The organism is Pseudomonas sp. PvP025, assembly GCF_017832155.1.
Classification (GTDB): domain Bacteria; phylum Pseudomonadota; class Gammaproteobacteria; order Pseudomonadales; family Pseudomonadaceae; genus Aquipseudomonas.
Window position 1 is genome coordinate 3,215,121 of sequence record NZ_JAFIBJ010000001.1, and the last position, 17,007, is coordinate 3,232,127.

The following is a 17,007-nucleotide window of genomic DNA, read 5'->3' on the forward strand; positions in this document are numbered from 1 at the left end:
TTTCCGGGAAAAATCAGACCGGGACGACGGCGCGCCCCGGTCCCGGTGTGTCAGACGAAGGTATCGTCGTCGCCGAAGGAAGAGGAGTCGTCGACATAATCGTTGTCGGCGAAGCTGTCGGTGTTGTTGCCGCCCCAGCTGTCATTGCCGGCAAATTTCTGGTCGTCGTTGCCCCAGTTGCCTTGATCGCTGGCCGGCGCCGGTTGTTCGATGATTTCCTCCACCACCTGCGGCTGCTGGTTGTGGTGGAACAGGCTGCTGATGCCTTCGGCCAGCAACACACCACCGGCCACGCCAGCGGCAGTTTTCATCGCGCCGCCCAGGAAACCGCTGCCCATGGGTGCTGCAGCCGCCGCCTGGGGTGGTTGCTGGTAGTTCTGCTGCGGCGCAGGCTGGCCGAACGCAGGCCGCGCGGGTTCACGCCAGCCACCGCCGGCATTGGACGGAGCAGGCTGGGTATCGCGCGAGCTGCCGCCAAAGATGCTCGACAGAAAACCACCGCCGCTCGCCGGCGCCGGTTGCGCGGATTTGGCCCGCTGCAACTCATCCTGCAGTTGCTGGATCTGCTGCGCCTGCTGCTTGTTCTGCGCATCCAGGCTTTTCAGCGCCTGCTCCTGCACCAGGATCGACTGGGTCATGTAGTACCCGGCGGCCGGTTGGCGAGTCATGTGCTCCTTGATCCGCGCTTCGGCCTGGGCGTCGCGGGGGGCTGAGTCCGTTTCGGCTTGTTGCAACCGTGAAAACAGTCCATCGATCAGGGTTTGCTCTTCGCTGTTCATGGCGACCTCGTTAGATTGCCGGTAGAAATCAGGGTCCTGCCTGTGATCAGGCCAGGTGCATGCTAGTTATGGGGGTGTTACGAGTTGTTTCAATGGTCTTTACGCAAGGTTTACGTTTGCGTCGCTGCGAGTCTGATCGGTTAAAGTGTTCCTTTATTTACAGGCCTGCGATAACCCTGATGAATCCGTTAGACGTACTGCGCGACTCTTTCCGCTTTACCCGGCACAACCTCGGCGCCATCGTGCAATTGTGTTTGCCGCTGGTGATCCTCGAAGCCTTGCTGCAACAGATACTGGACCACACGCTGGGCGCGGACGCGTTTGCCGGTTACAGCGTGGTGGTAGGTTTACTGGTGTACCCGCTGTACACCGGTGCGCTGATCCTGTTTCTCGACGCCCGCACCCGTGGCGAGTCGCCACGCACCCGCGATGTGTGGGCCATGGCCCTGGCCCTGTGGCCACGCTTCGCCCTGCTGACCGCCATGAGCACGCTGCTGATATTGGCGGGGCTGTCGCTGTATTTCCTGCCGGGGCTGTGGCTGATGGTGGTGCTGGCATTCGCCGAATACCTGCTGGTGTTGCGCGGCATGTCGGCCCTGGAGGCGATGAAGGAAAGTCTGCGCCTGACCCGTGGGCATTTCTGGCGAATCCTGGTGTGCCTGCTGTGCGTGATGACGCCGCTGTGGCTGCTCAAGGGCGCGAGCGTGGCGGCCTACCCTGAGCCGGCGCCGCTGCTGGGCCTGGTGATGGACAGCGCGCACAGCTTTCTGCAGCTGTTTACCAGTGTGGTGCTGTTCCGTTTATTCATGTTGATCGGTGGCGATGCCGACGCGCGGTGATATGCTCACGGCCACTTCTGAAACGCCATAAGCCGAGCCGATGACCCGTTTATTGCGCATCACCCTGCTGGGCCTGCTGATCGTTGCCGGCCTGCTTACCGCCCTGATCTACCACCTGACCTGGCGCCCGGCCGCCAGGCAGACCTTGCCCGTCAGTTGCGTCGCGCCCCGTGCGCCGACCCTGCTGCCTGGGCAGGCGCTCAAGGTGATGACCTGGAACGTGCAATACCTGGCCGGCAAGAACTACGTGTTCTGGTACGACCGCAGCGACGGCGGCGGCCCGGACGAGCGTCCCACCGTCGAAGACATGGCCTTCAGCCTCGACGAAGTGGCCCGGGTGATCCGCGACGAACAACCCGACCTGTTGCTATTGCAGGAAATCGACGAAAACGCCAAGCCCTCCCACTACCAGGACCAACTGGCCCTGCTGCAGGAACGCCTGGTCGACCTCTACCCCTGCAGCGCCCAGGCCTTCGACTGGAAGGCCGACTTCGTCCCCAGCCTGCACATCTTCGGCAGCGTCGGCCGCAAGCTCGCAACCCTCAGCCGCTACCAGATCGAACACGCCGAACGCCTGCAACTGCCTACCTCGGACGCCAACTTCATCAGCCGCCAGTTCCAGCCCAGGCCGGCCTTGCTGCTGACCTACCTGCCACTGAGCGACGGCGGCCAACTGGCGGTGCTCAACACCCGCCTGGACGGCGATACCCCTGGGCGCAGTGCGGTGCAGGAGCAGGTCAAGGCCACCGTGAAGTTGCTGGATAAATTCGAAGGCCGGGGCACACCCTGGTTGATCGGCGGGGATTTCAACCTGTTGCCGCTGGGCCAATACCTGCGCCTGGACGCCGACAAACGCGGGCAGTACTCGCCGGACAGCGAGCTGCACCTGCTGTGGGACAAATACCCGATGATCCCGAGCAACAGCGAGTCCAGCGGCATCGACCGTGAAAAATGGCTGACGCACTTCCCAAACGACCCCGGCATCGACGGCCCGGATCGCACACTCGATTACCTGTTCTACAGCCCACGGATCAAGCGGGTGGAGGCAAAGGTGCGACAGGAGGATACGTTGCGTATTTCCAATCATTTGCCGGTGATTGCCCGCTTCCTGCTGCCGGCCGCGCAATAACTGTCAAAAATATCAATGTGGGAGGGGGCTTGCTCCCGATGGCAGTGTGTCAGCTACCCATACACTGACTGAACCACCGCCATCGGGAGCAAGCCCCCCTCCCACATTTTTTGATCGTCAGCGCTAAGGCTTGCGAGGCTTGATCCTCGCCGTCGGCTCCGCCACCAACGGGTCATCCGGCCAATAATGCTTGGGATACCGCCCCTTCAAATCCTTCTTCACCTCGGCGTACGTACTGCGCCAGAAGTTCGCCAGGTCCTGGGTCACCTGCACCGGCCGCCGTGCGGGGGACAGCAGGTGCAGCTTGACCGCCTGGCGCCCTCCGGCAATGCGCGGCGTGTCCGCCAGCCCGAACAGTTCCTGCAAACGCACCGCCAGTATCGGCGGCTGTTCGCTGTAGTCCAGGCGCACCGACGACCCCGAGGGCACCTTGATATGCTGCGGCGCCAGTTCGTCCAGGCGTTGCGGCAGCGGCCAGGGCAGCAGGTTGTGCAGGTAGCTGGAAATGTCCAGGTGGGCGAAATGGCTCAGGCGCGAAACTTTGCCCAGGTAGGGCATCAGCCAGTGTTCCAGGCTGGCGAGCAAGGCCTTGTCGCTGATGTCCGGCCATTCGCTGGGCGCGCCCCTATCCAGCTCGCGCAGCAGCATGACGCGGGCCTGCCACTGGCGCAGCTCCGGGGTAAAGGGCAGCAACTCCAGGCCTTTGCGTCGCACCAGGTTGACCAGCGCCTGGCTGCGCGCGCTTTCTTCCAGGCCGCTGAGCGGCTCGCGACTGAGCACCAGTTCGCCGACCTTGCGTTGGCGTTCGGCGCGCAGCATGCCTTCGCGTTCGTCCCAGTCCAGTTGATCGACCGTGCGCACCTGCTCGGCAAGCACCGTGTCGAACAGCGCCGGATCGAAATCTGCCGCCAGGTAGATGCGTTCCTCGCGCTGGCCCTGGCGGCTGCCGAGGTCGGCGATCACCAGCCAGGGCTGTTTCATCAGGCTGTCGGCCTCGGCGAACAGCGCGGCACGGCCATTGGCCAGGCGGTATTCGGCGCCACCGGCACGGCGTTGCTGGGCGACGCGGTCCGGGTAGGCCAGCGCCAGCAAGGCGCCGAGCCAGCGCGGGTGGTCGGGGTCGGCCACGGCCTGCGTCGCCTTGCCTCTCAAATAGCCACGATACTGCCGCGCCAGTTGCCGGGCCCGTTGCACACCGCCCTGGGTACCACGGGCGCGCTCTTCGCCGGACAGCAGCGCCAGGCGGCTGTGCAGGTCCGCACCGGCACCCCGCAGGATATCGCGCTCGCCCAACAGTGCCGCGACATGGCAGGCGGTGTCCGCCAGCCCCAGGTCTTGCCCGCGCAACAGCAGATGGGCGATGCGCGGATGGGCCGGCAACTCCGCCATTTTCTGCCCGTGGGCGGTCAATTTATCCTCATTCAATGCACCCAGACGCACCAGCAGGTCCTGGGCCTGGGCGTACGCGGCGCTCGGCGGCACGTCCAGCCACACCAACTGCGCGGGCGTCACGCCCCAGCGCGCCAGTTGCAAGGCCAGGCCGGCGAGGTCGGCGGCGAGGATTTCCGCACTGCCATAGGCCGCGAGGCCTTCATGCTGGTCTTCGGACCACAGTCGGTAACACACGCCAGGCTCGAGGCGCCCTGCCCGGCCGGCACGTTGGGTGGCACTGGCGCGGGAGATACGCTGGGTGTCGAGGCGGGTCATGCCGCTGCCGGGGTCGAAACGCGGCACCCGCGCCAGCCCGGCATCAATCACCACACGCACGCCGTTGATGGTCAGGCTGGTCTCGGCGATGTTGGTGGCGAGCACCACTTTGCGCTTGCCGGCAGGTGCCGGGTCGATGGCGGCGCGCTGGGCGTTGAGGTCCAGCTCGCCGTGCAGCGGGCACAGCAGCACCTCGGCGCGATCGCCCAGGGCGTCGGCCAGTTGCTGATGGACCCGGCGAATCTCCGCCTGCCCCGGCAAAAACACCAACACGCTGCCGGTCTCGTCGTGCAGGGCATCGAGCACGGTCTGCACCACTCTCGGCTCGATGAACTCACCAGACTGATACGGCCGCCCCCAGCGCATCTGCACCGGGAACATACGCCCCAGGCTGCGCAAAATCGGTGCGTCGTCCAGCAGGCTGGCCAATCGCTCGCCTTCGAGGGTGGCGGACATCAGCAGGATTTTCAGCGGCTGCTCGTCGCGAAACAGCTCGCGCCCGTTGAGGCTCAGGGCCAGAGCCAGGTCGGCATCGAGGCTGCGTTCGTGGAATTCGTCGAAGATCAGCAGCCCCACACCGTCCAGCGCCGGGTCGTCCTGCAAGCGCCTGGTGAGGATGCCTTCGGTGACCACTTCAATACGCGTGTTGGGCCCGACCTTGCTGTCGAGACGGATGCGGTAGCCGACGGTTTCGCCGACTTTTTCACCCAACTCGCTGGCCAGACGTTCGGCCGCCGCACGGGCAGCGAGGCGCCGGGGTTCGAGCATCAGGATGGTTTGCCCGGCCAGCCAGGGCTCGTTCAACAGGGCCAGCGGCACGCGGGTGGTTTTACCGGCGCCGGGCGGCGCTTCCAGCACGGCTTCATGGCGAATCGCCAAGGCGTCACGCAAGGCGGGTAAAACATCATCGATGGGCAACGAATTCATACTGGCTCCAAAGCAGAGCGGCGAGTATAACGGCGAACGGCCCAATGCCGACGCTGGTCTGAGAAACGCCACGGGCCTGCTCCCACCTTTGGGTCGGCGTCGTTCAACAGAATGGGCTTATAGTCACTTTCAACTGTGTTGAGGAGATTTCCATGCGTATTGCTTCCCGTGTCATCGGCGGTGTTTTGGCCGTCACCCTGCTGAGCCAACTCACCGCCTGCGGGTCGATCATGTACCCGGATCGCCGTGGCCAGCTCGACGGCAAGATCGACCCGACCATCGCCGTGCTCGATGCCATCGGCTTGTTGTTCTACGTGATCCCCGGCCTGATCGCTTTTGGTGTCGACTTCGCCACCGGCGCGATCTACTTCGAACCGGGCAAGACCGCCCAGGTCGATCCGCAGAAACTCCACGAAGCCGTTGGCGCCGATGGCAAGGTCGACAACCTCAAGCTGCAATCGATCATTGAGAAGGAAACCGGCCGCAACCTGCCGCTGGATGACCCGCGCCTGATCCAGTTCAAGGGCAGCGTGCAACAACTGGCTTCCCTCGGCCTGCAGCCCGCCGCTTAAGGATCACCCATGACCAGCAGTCCCGAACACGCCAGGCTCCTGCGCCTGGCAACCCGCGCCTCGGTGGCGGTGGCCAGTGCGCTGATCGTCACCAAGGCCATTGCCTGGTGGTTCAGTGGTTCGGTGAGCATGCTCGCAGGGTTGACCGACTCACTGCTTGACGGCGTGACGTCGCTGCTCAATCTGCTCGCGGTGCATTACGCCCTGCGCCCGGCCGATGACGATCACCGTTACGGCCACGGCAAGGCGGAATCGCTGTCGGGCATGGCCCAGGCGCTGTTTATCGCGGGCAGTGCGGTGTTGATTGCCTTCCAGGCCTACCACCGCCTGCAACACCCGGAACCGGTCGGTGCGCCCTGGCTGAGCATCGGCGTGATCGTGTTTTCCCTGGTGCTGACCGTGGCGTTGCTGATGCTGCAACACCGGGTGATCCGCGAAACCGGCTCCAACGCGGTGCGCGCCGATTCACTGCATTACCGCTCCGACTTGATGCTCAACGGCAGCATTCTGGTGGCGCTGGTGTTGGCAGGCATCGGCTTTCATCAGGTGGATGCGTGGTTCGGCCTGGGCATCTCGGCTTATATCCTGTGGAGCGCCATCCAGATCGCCCGGGAAAGCTTTGCGGTGCTGATGGATGAAGAGCTGCCCACCGACGTCAGCCAGCACATGCTCGAGCTGGCTCGCAGCGTGCCGGGTGTGCTGGGTGCCCATGACTTGCGCACGCGGGTGTCGGGTAATCACTGGTTTGTGCAACTGCACCTGGAGTTGCCGGGGGAACTGACCTTGTCGGTGGCCCATGGCATCAGCGACCAGGCCGCCGATGCCATTCACCAGGCCTACCCGCGCGCCGAAGTGCTGGTGCACGCCGACCCGCAGGAAGTGGTCACCGGCGCCAAGGCCTAGTACTGCACCTGATAACCGCGACTGCTCAGGCAGTTGCCCTGGGCCTGACGGTAGGCTTGTACCACCGCAGGGTCCGGGGCGTAGGTGACGGTGCGCGGGTCAAAGCCGCTCTGCTGCACCGCCCAGCGATAGCAGTCGTAACCGTCCTGCTGCACCTGGGCCGGTGACTGGCCGTTGGCGGGGTAGGCCACCACGTCATAGCCCTCGCCCTGCGATGGAGGCGGCGGCGGGGGCGCCTCTGCCGGCGGTTGCACGACCACGTATTGCCGCGTGCTTTCCTCATAGGCGTAATAGGCGCCCGCAGCGAGGAACAACAGCGAACCGCCCACCCGCACTTCGCGCGCGTAGTCCGGCAAATACTGCACACGGATGCCGTACGGCGGCGTCACCACCACGTAATGCGGGCCCTGGGGGCGATACCAGTAGCCGCCAGAGAAGAAATAATCCTGGCCCCGGTACGGCACACGGTAATTGCGGTCGGGGAAGCGGTCGATGACGTAACCCGGACGATGTTGCGGGCCGGGACCCCAACCGTTGCCATGCCCGTCGGGGCGGCCTGGCCAGCGGTTGTCGTCGGGACGGCCGTTGAAGCCGGGACGTGAACCGGGGCCGCCGGCCTCCCAATGCCGGTTGTCGTCATTGCGCCGGGGGATGTCGCGGTAGTAACCCTGACGCGGCTCCTCGGTCTGACGCACGGTATCCGGGCGCCCCTGGATCGGCAGCTTATTGGACGGCGGCGGCGCAGGCCGGCCCGGCTCGTTGCCGGGTGGACGTCCCTGCCCTTGGCTGCCCGCGTTCGGGGCACCACGTTCAACGCGCTGATTTTCCGGGCGCGGCTGATTGTTTTCCGCCCGCCCACCGCCTTCCGGCCCGCGTTCATGCTGCCCGCCGCCCTGAGGCCTCGGCCCGGGACCAGGCCCCGGCGCGCCATCGCGCTCATCGGCCAATGCCTGCGCGCCGACGCTTGCCACCAGCAAACCAACACCTGCCATACGCCAGATGCGCTTCATGCTATTCCTCACTGCGGATTAGGGCTTGAACATGAGACTGGGAAAGCTTCGCCCGGTTCTGGCACAGGTTATCAGTCACAAGAAGTTTCATCGCAGGTAAAAACCGCGGCAAAAGAAAAGGGGCAACCCGTCGGCCACCCCTTGAGAATTTCGTCCTGGCGCAACGCTTTTGACGTTGGCTCACCTCACGCCGTCGTGTCGACAGTGTGCAGCCTGGAGGCCGGCTCAACCCTGCTGGGGTGGCGGCCGCAACGCACCTGATTGGGCGAGCTGCTGTGGACTGTTGTCCAGGCGGTGATTCTGTTGACAACGATACCCGTCCACGCCCGACGGATGATTGCGAAGATTGCGTCAATAAACAGTGCTTGCGCAATTTTTAACCCTTCATGGATAATTCATCGCAATAGTTACGACAAAGGCTAACCCGATGAGCAAGCTTGACCGATACGACTTGAGTATTCTGGCGGAATTGCAGCGCGACGCGAGGATCTCCAACCAGGAGCTGGCCGAGCGTATCGGCCTGTCGCCGTCGCCCTGCTCGCGCCGGGTCAAGCAACTGGAAGACGACGGCTATATCTCCCGCCAGGTCGCCCTGCTCGATCGCAAGATGCTCGGCTTGAGCCTGACCGCCTATGTGCTGATCGGCATGGACCGGCACACCCCCGAGCGCTTCGAGAATTTTGAAGCCGCCATCCGCACCCTGCCCCAGGTGCTGGAATGCAGTCTGGTGACCGGGATGGACGCGGACTATCAGCTCAAAGTGGTGGTGCCGGACATGGATCACTATCAAAAACTGCTGCTGGGCCATCTGACCCGCATCGAAGGCGTGACCAGCGTGCGCTCCAGCTTCGTGCTCAACCAGGTGCTCAACAGCACCGAACTGCCGCTGACGCACTTGCGTACCTGACCTGAAGCACACTGAAGTTCCCCTGTGGGAGTAATGCCGTTCAGTTAAGCCTGCGTGATGCTCGAAGCAATGAGCGGTGCGACTTTTCGGTGTACCTATCGGTTTCTGCGGTAACGGCGACTTAGGGGGCCGCCGCGTTGGGGTGCGCAGCGCCCCTAATCAAGGAAAACGCGGTGTACCTGATACTGCTCAGCGCCTGGTTTTGGGGCTGCTACGCAGCCCAACGCAGGACGAGCCTGCTCGCCACAGGGAATCTGCGCTTAACTGAACGGCATTACCCTGTGGGAGGGGGCTTGCTCCCGATAGCGGCGTGTCAGTTTATGAATAAGCTGACGGACACCCGGCTATCGGGAGCAAGCCTCCTGCCACACTTGAATTTGCGCAAGGAAGGCTCCCATGAACACCCTCGACCCCGCTCGGTTCGAAGAATGGATGATGACCGGTCTGATGACCCTGCTGATCCTCTTCATGGGCTTTATCGTGTGGGACCTGGCGAAAAAATCCAACGCCGGACGCTTTGGCTCGCTCATCCTGTTCCTGGTGCTGGGCCTGGGCATCGCCGCGTTCATCATCAAGAGCGTGGTGATCGGCCTGATCGAGTCCGGCGCCTTATAAACGCGCCGGCACCGCCTTCCACTGGCCCTGATCCAGCCCTTCGATAGACCAATCGCCAATACGCACGCGCACCAGGCGCAAGGTCGGCAAGCCCACCGCCGCGGTCATGCGCCGTACCTGACGGTTACGCCCTTCGCGAATCACCAGTTCCAGCCAGTGTGTGGGCACACTTTTGCGAAAGCGCACAGGCGGGTTGCGCGGCCACAGCTCAGGCTCGTCCAACAGCCGGGCTTGGGCGGGCAAGGTCATGCCGTCGTTGAGTTCCACACCGTCGCGCAGGCGTTGCAGTTGCGCGTCAGTCGGCTCGCCTTCCACCTGCACCCAATAGGTTTTCGCCAGCTTGTGCCGTGGGTCGGCGATGCGCGCCTGCAACTGGCCGTCGTTGGTCAGCAGCAGCAGGCCTTCGCTGTCACGGTCCAGGCGGCCCGCCGGGTAGATGCCGGGGATGTCGATAAAATCCTTGAGGGTCGCGCGCCCGCCTTCGTCGCTGAACTGAGTCAGCACATCGAAGGGTTTGTTGAACAGGATCAGCTTCGGCTCGGCCGGCGGCGCCTTGGCGACACGACGGGGGGCAGCCTGCGAAGGTTTCACGCCAGGGCGGCGCGAATCGGGACGGGTGGGACGGGACATGGCAAAGGAACATCTAACGGTCAGGACAGACAATGCTAGTGGCCTGACCGCCAAATGACCATCCCAACCGCTTAGCGGAACGGCGGCTCGTCGAAGCTGCGCAGTTTGCGCGAGTGCAGCGAGTTGAGTTCGGTGCGCAGCAGGTCGACTGCCTCGATGCCGATCTTCAAGTGCTGGCTGACCGCGCGCTCATAGAATGCGTTGGCCGAACCGGGCAATTTGATTTCACTGTGCAACGGCTTGTCCGACACGCAGAGCAGGGTGCCGTAGGGCACGCGCAGCCGGTAACCTTGCGCTGCGATGGTGCCGCTTTCCATGTCCACGGCCACGGCGCGGGACAGGTTGATCAGCGGCCGCTCCTGCGCCCAGCGCAGCTCCCAGTTACGGTCGTCGTAGGTCAGCACGGTGCCGGTGCGCAGGCGTTTTTTCAGCTCTTCGCCTTTTTCGCCGGTGACGCTGGCAGCCGCCTGCTGCAAGGCCATCTGCACTTCGGCCAGCGCCGGAATCGGGATATTCGGCGGTACCACCCGGTCGAGGATCCCGTCGCGGCGCATATAGGCGTGGGCCAGTACATAGTCGCCGATGGTCTGGGATTGGCGCAGGCCGCCGCAGTGGCCGATCATCAGCCAGCAGTGCGGGCGCAGTACCGCCAGGTGGTCGGTGATGTTCTTGGCGTTGGACGGGCCGACGCCGATGTTCACCAGGGTCACGCCGTGGCCGTCGGTGGCCTGCAGGTGATAGGCCGGCATCTGGTAGCGGTGCCACACCACGCCTGCGGCAATCGCCGAGGCTTCGCCGTGGTCCATGTTTTTGTCGATGATCACGTTGCCCGGCAGCACCATGCGCACAAAACGCGGGTCGCTGCGCAGTTGTTCCAGGCCATGCAGGATGAACTGGTCGACGTAGCGGTGGTAGTTGGTCAGCAGGATCCACGGCTGCACATGGCGCCAGTCGCTGCCGGTGTAATGCACCAGGCGGCGCAGGGAAAAGTCCACGCGGGCCGCATCGAACAGCGCCAGCGGCAGTGGGTCGGTGTTTTCCCAGTCGTAGAGGCCGTCGGCGATGCCATCGGTGGCGGCCGACAGGTCGGTGCTGGGGAACACGCGCGCCAGGGTCGCGGCGGTCACACCGGAGCCGGCCAGTTCATCGCCCTGCTCCACCACGTACGGGTACGGAATGTTCTGCTGGCTGACGCCCACTTCCACCGTCACGGTGAAGTCGTGCATCAGCGGCACCAGCTGTTCGAGCAGGTATTTACGGAAGGCTGCCGGGTGGGTGACGGTCACGCTGTAGGTGCCGGGCAGCTGCACCTTGGCGTAGGCCCGGGTGGTCTGTGGGACTTCGCCATGGCAGTGGTAGGTCAGGCGCAGTTCCGGGTAGCGAAACAGCGCGCGCTGGTCGGCATCGGGTTCGACGCGGTCCTTGAGGTATTGCTTGAGGGCCTGGTTGAGCGCGCCGGTCGCACGCTCGTGCAGAGCGGCCAGCCGGTCCACGGCTTCTTCGGCGGTTTGAACGACAACAAAAGCTTCGGTCACGGTAAGCATCCTGTGTGCTGACTTGCAGGCCTTTATCTTGCCTGTATCGCGGCTGCACTGAAACACCGGAATTGGAATGCCGTAAATGTGGGAGGGGGCTTGCTCCCGATTACAGTGTGTCAATCAGCCTGGCTGTAGCTGATGCACCGCTATCGGGAGCAAGCCCCCTCCACATTCTGACCGCTTGCAGTCAGACCGATTGGGGGGTTGAGCGCGCAACAATCGCTTCTACCTCCACCCCACGCGGCAATGTGCCGTAAACGCGCGCGGACGACTCACTCAACCGGCTGGCAATAAACCCCTCACTCACCGCCGCATTCCCCGCCTCCAGCAACAACTTGGCCTGCAATGCCACGGCGATGTCTTCGGTCAATTGCCGCGCGCGGTATTGAATGTCCTGAGTGTCCATAAACGCGGTCTTCAACTGTTGGATATGCCGCGCCAACTGCCTGTCGCCATGCCCATCGCCGAGTTCGACAAACAGCGTCTCCAGCACACCCGGCTCCTTGGACAGCGCGCGCAGCACGTCCAGGCATTGCACGTTGCCGGAACCTTCCCACGTCGAATTCACCGGTGCCTCACGGTACAGGCGCGGCAGGATGCTGTCCTCCACATAGCCGGCACCGCCCATGCACTCAGCCGCTTCGTTGATCATCGCCGGCGCGCGCTTGCAGATCCAATACTTGCCCACCGCCGTTACCAGCCGGGCGAACCGCGCTTCGTGTTCATCGCCCAGGTGATCCAGGGCGCGGCCCATGCGCAGGCTCAACGCCAGGGCCGCCTCGCTTTCCAGGGCCAGGTCGGCCAGCACGTTCTGCATCAAGGGTTGCTCGCTGAGCACGCGACCGCCCACGCGGCGATGGGCGCAATGATGGCTGGCCTGGGTCAGCGCCTGGCGCATCAGGGCGCTGGAGCCGACCATGCAGTCGAAGCGGGTCATGGCGACCATCTCGATAATGGTCGGCACGCCACGCCCCTCTTCGCCGACCATCCACGCCAGCGCGCCGCGAAACTCCACTTCGCTGGAGGCGTTGGAGCAATTGCCCAGTTTGTTTTTCAGGCGCTGGATATAGAACTCATTGCGCGTGTCGTCCGGCCGGTGGCGTGGCAGCAGGAAACAGCTGAGGCCCTTGTCGGTCTGGGCCAGGGTGAGGAAGGCATCGCACATCGGCGCCGAGCAGAACCACTTGTGGCCCACCAGCTCATAGGCTTGCCCGGGCCCGCCGGCGCCCACCGGATAGGCGTGGGTGGTGTTGGCGCGCACGTCGGTGCCGCCCTGTTTTTCGGTCATGGCCATGCCGAGGGTGACGCCGGCCTTGTGGGCCATGCCGACGTTGCGCCCGTCGTAGTCGGTGCTGAGGATTTTCGGCAACCAGGCCTGCGCCAGCTCCGGCTGCAGGCGCAGGGCCGGAACGCTGGCGAAGGTCATGGTCAGCGGGCAACCGGTGCCGGCTTCCGCCTGGGTGTGCAGGTAGGTCATCGCGGCGCGGGCCACGTGAGCGCCGTCTTGCGGGTGAGCCCACGGCAGCGACGGCAGGCCGTGTTCAACGGCGGTGCGCATCAATTGGTGATAGGCCGGATGAAACTCCACCAGGTCGATACGATGGCCATAACGATCATGGCTGCTGAACACCGGCTTGTTCTGGTTCGCCAGGAACCCGGCCTCCATCAACGGACCACCGGCCAGCGCGCCATAGGCATCGATGCGCGGCTGCGCCCAGCCGGCACCAAAGCGGCGTGACCAGTCCTGCAAAGGCAGGTCGATGCGGTACAGGTTGATGCCATCCAGGGACGGCGGCTGATTGGTGACGTCGTGGGTTTCGGCAAACTGATGCAGGTTCATCAAGGCCTCCTGGAAAAAAGGCCCATGTCGATCGCCGCCCTCCGGCAGTTCAAGAGGCGGCTCGATGAGGCCCAATGCTTTTCAGTTAAGCATCGTCACTGCGCTTAAAAAAGTGGCATACCCGCCGATTGCACGGCGCCTTCGCCCTCCTGTGCGCGTAACACGCGGCGTTCCAGTACCGTCTGCAGAACGTCGAAACGCACCGGTTTGACCAGTCGTTCAGTGATACCGACGCCATGACAATGTTCGCGCTCCGGTGCGCTGGATGACCCACCCAGGGCAATCACCGGCAGCTCGCCGCCGCCGGGCAGTGCGCGGATCTGACAGCACAACGAGAAACCGCCTTCAGGCACGTCCAGCAATACCGCGTCAAAACGCTCGGCCTGCAGGGCCGCCAGCGCCATCGGCCCGCTGTCCACGGTTTTCACCCGGTAACCGAGCTTGAGCAACATGCCGCGCACGGCCAATTGGCCAACGCTGTTGTCGTCCACCAGCAGCACCGCGCACTCATTGGCGGAGCGCTCCTTGCCCGAGCGCACGGCGTCGGGGTCTGGCCTCACGCTGTCCAGTTCCACGTCCAGCTGGAAGCGGCTGCCTTTGCGCGGCTCGGAATGATGGGTCAGGCGCCCGCCCTGCAACTCGATCAGTTGCCGGCAGATCGCCAGACCGATGCCCAGGCCGCCGTATTCACGGGTCATCGAGCCGTCGAGCTGGAAGAAGCGTTGGTACAGGGTGGCCTCTTCGAGAAAGGCGAAACCGATGCCGGTGTCGGTGACGATAAAGCTCAGGCGCAGGCGGCCGTCGCCGTGGGGCACGCCCACCACGCGCAGGCGCACGGAGCCGTGATGAGTGAACTTGAACGCGTTGTCCAGCAGGCAATCGAGGCACTGCACCAGTTTGTCGGGGTCGCCGATCAGCCGGTCCGGCAGGTCGTCGGTTACGTCCACGGTAAACGCCAGGCCCCGGCTCTGCGCACTGACGCTGAATTGCTGGCGCAAGGTCTCGAGCGTGCCACGCAGGCTGAATGCGCGGGGCTGCGGGCTGAGGCGCCCGGCCTGCAGTTCGGTGAGGGTGAGGATGCCGTTGACCATGCGCATCATGTCCCGTGCCGATCCGGCGGCAGTCTGATGGTAATGCGCCAGTTCCTCCGTCAGCGGTTGGGTGTGCATCAGCTCCAGTGAGCCGATCACGCCGTTCATCGGGGTGCGCAGTTCGTGGGTCAGGGTGGCGAGGAATTCGTCCTTGAGAAGGTTGCTGCGGGCCAGTTGCTGGTTGAGCCCTTCGAGTGTCTGGCTGGCGTCGAGCAGAATCTGCGCCTGCTGCTCGCGCATGGCGTTGATGCGGTCGGCCAGGGCCAGCGACAGCAATGACACTTCAATGGCCGAACCGATCTGGCTGGCGTACATGGTGAGGAACACATTGGGCAGGTAGCCCAGCACCATCAGCGTATTGACCACCCCGCCCAGCAGGAAGGCCGACCAGGCGATGATGAAATAGCGTGCCACGCGCTGGCCGCAGTACCACGCCTTGATGGCCGCGACAAAGATGGTCACGGTGAACACCAGCGCCAGGCCGGTGGCCAGGCGCAACGCGAGGGCGTAGCTGGTCATCAGCGACAGCAGCATAACCACCGCGCCGCAGCCTACCAGTGTCAGCAGCAGGCGATTGATCCAGCGGCTGTGCTCGGCGGTGCTGAGGAAACTGCGCGTGAACAGGCTGCCGAACAATGCCGCGCAGCCGATCAGAAACGGCGTCGCCGCATTGGCCCACCACGGGCTGTTCGGCCAGAAATATTCGACCGCCGCGCCGTTCACCGACAGTTGGTACATGCCGAACGCGGCGATATAGAGAATGTAATAGAGGTAGCTGGTGTCGCGCACGCTCAGGTAGATGAACAGGTTGTACACCAGCATGCCCAGCAGCACGCCGTAGATCAGGCCCAACACGTACAGGCGCAGTGGCTGTTGTTCGAGGTACGCGGTGCTGGACCACAGCGTCAGCGGCGCCTGGATCGAGCCTTCGCTTTGCAGGCGCAGGTAGACGGTCTTCCGTTCGCCGGGGGCAAAGTCGAGTTTGAACAGGTAGTTGTTCTGGCGAATCTCGCGGTTCGAAAAAGGCAACGCGTCACCGGTGCGGCCGGCCAGGCGATAGTGACCGGTGTGGTCAGGCAGGTAGAGGTCGAGGTGGTCCAGGGGCGGGTAGGCCAGCTCCAGCAGCCAGGTGCGCTGGGCATCGACGAGCCATGGCACATACTGCAAGTCGACCTTGAGCCAGAACACCGAACGCGAATAGCCGGCGTTGAGGGTGTCTTTGTCATGGGGCTTGAACCGCGCGGCCGCGGATGGCGCGATGACATCGGCGATGGTCAGTACGTCGGTGGGGTCTTCGAGCACTTGCATCGCCCTGCCCAGCGGCAGGCTGCGCGTGTCCTGAGTGAACTCGATGGCGCTGGCGAGCATCGGCAGCCCGCATAACAATACAATCAGCAAATAGCGCATAGAGCCCCAGCGTGGCCTGTCCGGTCAGGTCAATAAGCCCCCCATCCTTTTGAGTAGACGCATACCGGCGATACATTAAGTTGTTTGAATCCACTCTAGCATAGCCGCTAAAGGCCATTGGACACTATTGGCACGTTATTCTGAAAGGCTCTGGGACAGGCTTCTCAGCCATTTTTTGGACGCCCTCAAGCGCCAAAAAAACGACGCCCTTGCGCAAAATTCAGCCATCGCCCGACGGCCACGCAAAAAGCGTTTGGTGGTAAGCTCGCGCACCATGAATATCTACAGCTCTCGCCCTGTTGTTCTCTGTCTCTCCGGCCATGATCCCAGTGGTGGCGCCGGCCTGCAGGCAGATATCGAAGCCCTGCTCGCCCAGGGTTGCCATGCGGCGCCGGCCGTCACGGCCCTGACCGTGCAGAACACGGTCAATGTCAGCGATTTCCGCGTACTCGACCGCGAGTGGGTATTGGCCCAGGCCAACGCCGTGCTCAGCGACTCCGAAGTGGCGGCGGTCAAGCTGGGCATGCTCGGTTCCACCGCGATGGTCGACACCGTGGTCGAGCTGCTGCAGGCGCACCCGCACCTGCCGGTGGTTTGCGACCCGGTGCTACGGGCCGGCGGCGGCGGCAGCCTGGGCAAGGACGAAGTCGGTTACGCGATGCGCGAGCGCCTGTTGCCGATCTCGCTGATCGCCACGCCCAACCTGCCCGAAGCGCGCATCCTCGCCGAACTGCCGGACGGCAGCGCCGACGACTGCGCCGAGAAGCTGTTGCCGTTTGTCCGGCATCTGCTGATCACCGGTGGCCATGGCGACGAGCATGAAGTGCATAACCGCCTGTACAGCCGTGACGGCACGCGCCAGACCTTTACCTGCCAGCGCCTGCCCGGCAGCTATCACGGTTCGGGCTGCACGCTGGCCAGTGCGCTCAGTGGCCGGCTGGCCCACGGCGAAGGCCTGGTCAGCGCCGTGCAATCAGCGCTCAACTACACTTGGCGCACCCTGCGTGACGCCGAACAACTCGGCCAGGGCCAGTTCGTACCGCGCCGATTGCCGCTGGATTTCTGTTCGTAATATCAATCTCGCAACATCAATTCGCAACACCGAGAGGCCTG

14 protein-coding genes are annotated in these 17,007 nt (G+C 63.9%); 7 read left to right on the plus strand and 7 right to left on the minus strand.

Translation table 11 applies throughout. The annotated features are described in order from the left end of the window. Positions 1 to 50 precede the first annotated feature (50 nt). Positions 51 to 779: a DUF2076 domain-containing protein gene (locus JOE32_RS13700; protein ID WP_209985106.1), complete on the minus strand. Its 729-nt coding sequence runs from the start codon at positions 777 to 779 to the stop codon at positions 51 to 53. A 179-nt stretch (positions 780 to 958) separates the two neighbouring features. Here JOE32_RS13700 and JOE32_RS13705 point away from each other — a divergent pair, with 179 nt between their 5' ends. Both JOE32_RS13705 and JOE32_RS13710 read left to right on the plus strand, forming a co-directional pair. Then, positions 959 to 1,618 (plus strand): YciC family protein, encoded by a 660-nt coding sequence (locus tag JOE32_RS13705; protein ID WP_209985110.1) that lies wholly within the window; start codon positions 959 to 961, stop codon positions 1,616 to 1,618. Positions 1,619 to 1,658: 40 nt separating this feature from the next. Further along, positions 1,659 to 2,747 (plus strand): endonuclease/exonuclease/phosphatase family protein, encoded by a 1,089-nt coding sequence (locus JOE32_RS13710; protein ID WP_209985114.1) that lies wholly within the window; start codon positions 1,659 to 1,661, stop codon positions 2,745 to 2,747. A gap of 123 nt (positions 2,748 to 2,870) precedes the next feature. Here the strand turns inward: JOE32_RS13710 and hrpB are convergent, their stop codons facing one another. Further along, positions 2,871 to 5,381, minus strand: coding sequence for an ATP-dependent helicase HrpB (hrpB, locus tag JOE32_RS13715; protein ID WP_209985117.1), 2,511 nt, complete (start codon positions 5,379 to 5,381; stop codon positions 2,871 to 2,873). A 152-nt stretch (positions 5,382 to 5,533) separates the two neighbouring features. Here hrpB and JOE32_RS13720 point away from each other — a divergent pair, with 152 nt between their 5' ends. Then, complete coding sequence (locus tag JOE32_RS13720) at positions 5,534 to 5,953, plus strand: hypothetical protein (RefSeq protein WP_057008634.1); 420 nt, start codon at positions 5,534 to 5,536, stop codon at positions 5,951 to 5,953. A gap of 9 nt (positions 5,954 to 5,962) precedes the next feature. Continuing rightward, positions 5,963 to 6,856, plus strand: coding sequence for a cation diffusion facilitator family transporter (locus JOE32_RS13725; protein WP_209985119.1), 894 nt, complete (start codon positions 5,963 to 5,965; stop codon positions 6,854 to 6,856). Here the strand turns inward: JOE32_RS13725 and JOE32_RS13730 are convergent. After that, positions 6,853 to 7,866 (minus strand): DUF6515 family protein, encoded by a 1,014-nt coding sequence (locus JOE32_RS13730; protein ID WP_209985122.1) that lies wholly within the window; start codon positions 7,864 to 7,866, stop codon positions 6,853 to 6,855. The two genes, JOE32_RS13725 and JOE32_RS13730, sit on opposite strands and share 4 nt — an antisense overlap. Before the next feature lie 427 nt (positions 7,867 to 8,293). Between JOE32_RS13730 and JOE32_RS13735 the strand changes: the two genes are divergently transcribed. Both JOE32_RS13735 and JOE32_RS13740 read left to right on the plus strand, forming a co-directional pair. Next, a complete protein-coding gene (locus JOE32_RS13735; protein WP_003176264.1) occupies positions 8,294 to 8,773 on the plus strand; it encodes an Lrp/AsnC family transcriptional regulator in 480 nt (159 codons plus the stop codon). Positions 8,774 to 9,169: 396 nt separating this feature from the next. Beyond that, positions 9,170 to 9,388, plus strand: coding sequence for a DUF2788 domain-containing protein (locus JOE32_RS13740; RefSeq protein ID WP_209985126.1), 219 nt, complete (start codon positions 9,170 to 9,172; stop codon positions 9,386 to 9,388). Here JOE32_RS13740 and JOE32_RS13745 read toward each other — a convergent pair. From JOE32_RS13745 to JOE32_RS13760, 4 genes are all read right to left on the minus strand, one after another. Then, positions 9,383 to 10,018, minus strand: coding sequence for a pseudouridine synthase (locus JOE32_RS13745; RefSeq protein ID WP_245229025.1), 636 nt, complete (start codon positions 10,016 to 10,018; stop codon positions 9,383 to 9,385). The genes JOE32_RS13740 and JOE32_RS13745 overlap by 6 nt on opposite strands. Positions 10,019 to 10,089: 71 nt before the next feature. Beyond that, positions 10,090 to 11,562, minus strand: a complete 1,473-nt coding sequence (gene amn / locus JOE32_RS13750) for an AMP nucleosidase (protein ID WP_209985129.1) — start codon at positions 11,560 to 11,562, stop codon at positions 10,090 to 10,092. 181 nt (positions 11,563 to 11,743) lie between these two features. Beyond that, positions 11,744 to 13,396, minus strand: coding sequence for an acyl-CoA dehydrogenase family protein (locus tag JOE32_RS13755; RefSeq protein ID WP_209985134.1), 1,653 nt, complete (start codon positions 13,394 to 13,396; stop codon positions 11,744 to 11,746). A gap of 104 nt (positions 13,397 to 13,500) precedes the next feature. Continuing rightward, positions 13,501 to 15,894, minus strand: a complete 2,394-nt coding sequence (locus JOE32_RS13760; protein ID WP_209985137.1) for a 7TM diverse intracellular signaling domain-containing protein — start codon at positions 15,892 to 15,894, stop codon at positions 13,501 to 13,503. Positions 15,895 to 16,168: 274 nt separating this feature from the next. On the opposite strand from JOE32_RS13760, the gene JOE32_RS13765 reads away from it, so the two are divergent. Then, positions 16,169 to 16,966: a hydroxymethylpyrimidine/phosphomethylpyrimidine kinase gene (locus JOE32_RS13765; protein ID WP_209985139.1), complete on the plus strand. Its 798-nt coding sequence runs from the start codon at positions 16,169 to 16,171 to the stop codon at positions 16,964 to 16,966. Positions 16,967 to 17,007 lie beyond the last annotated feature (41 nt).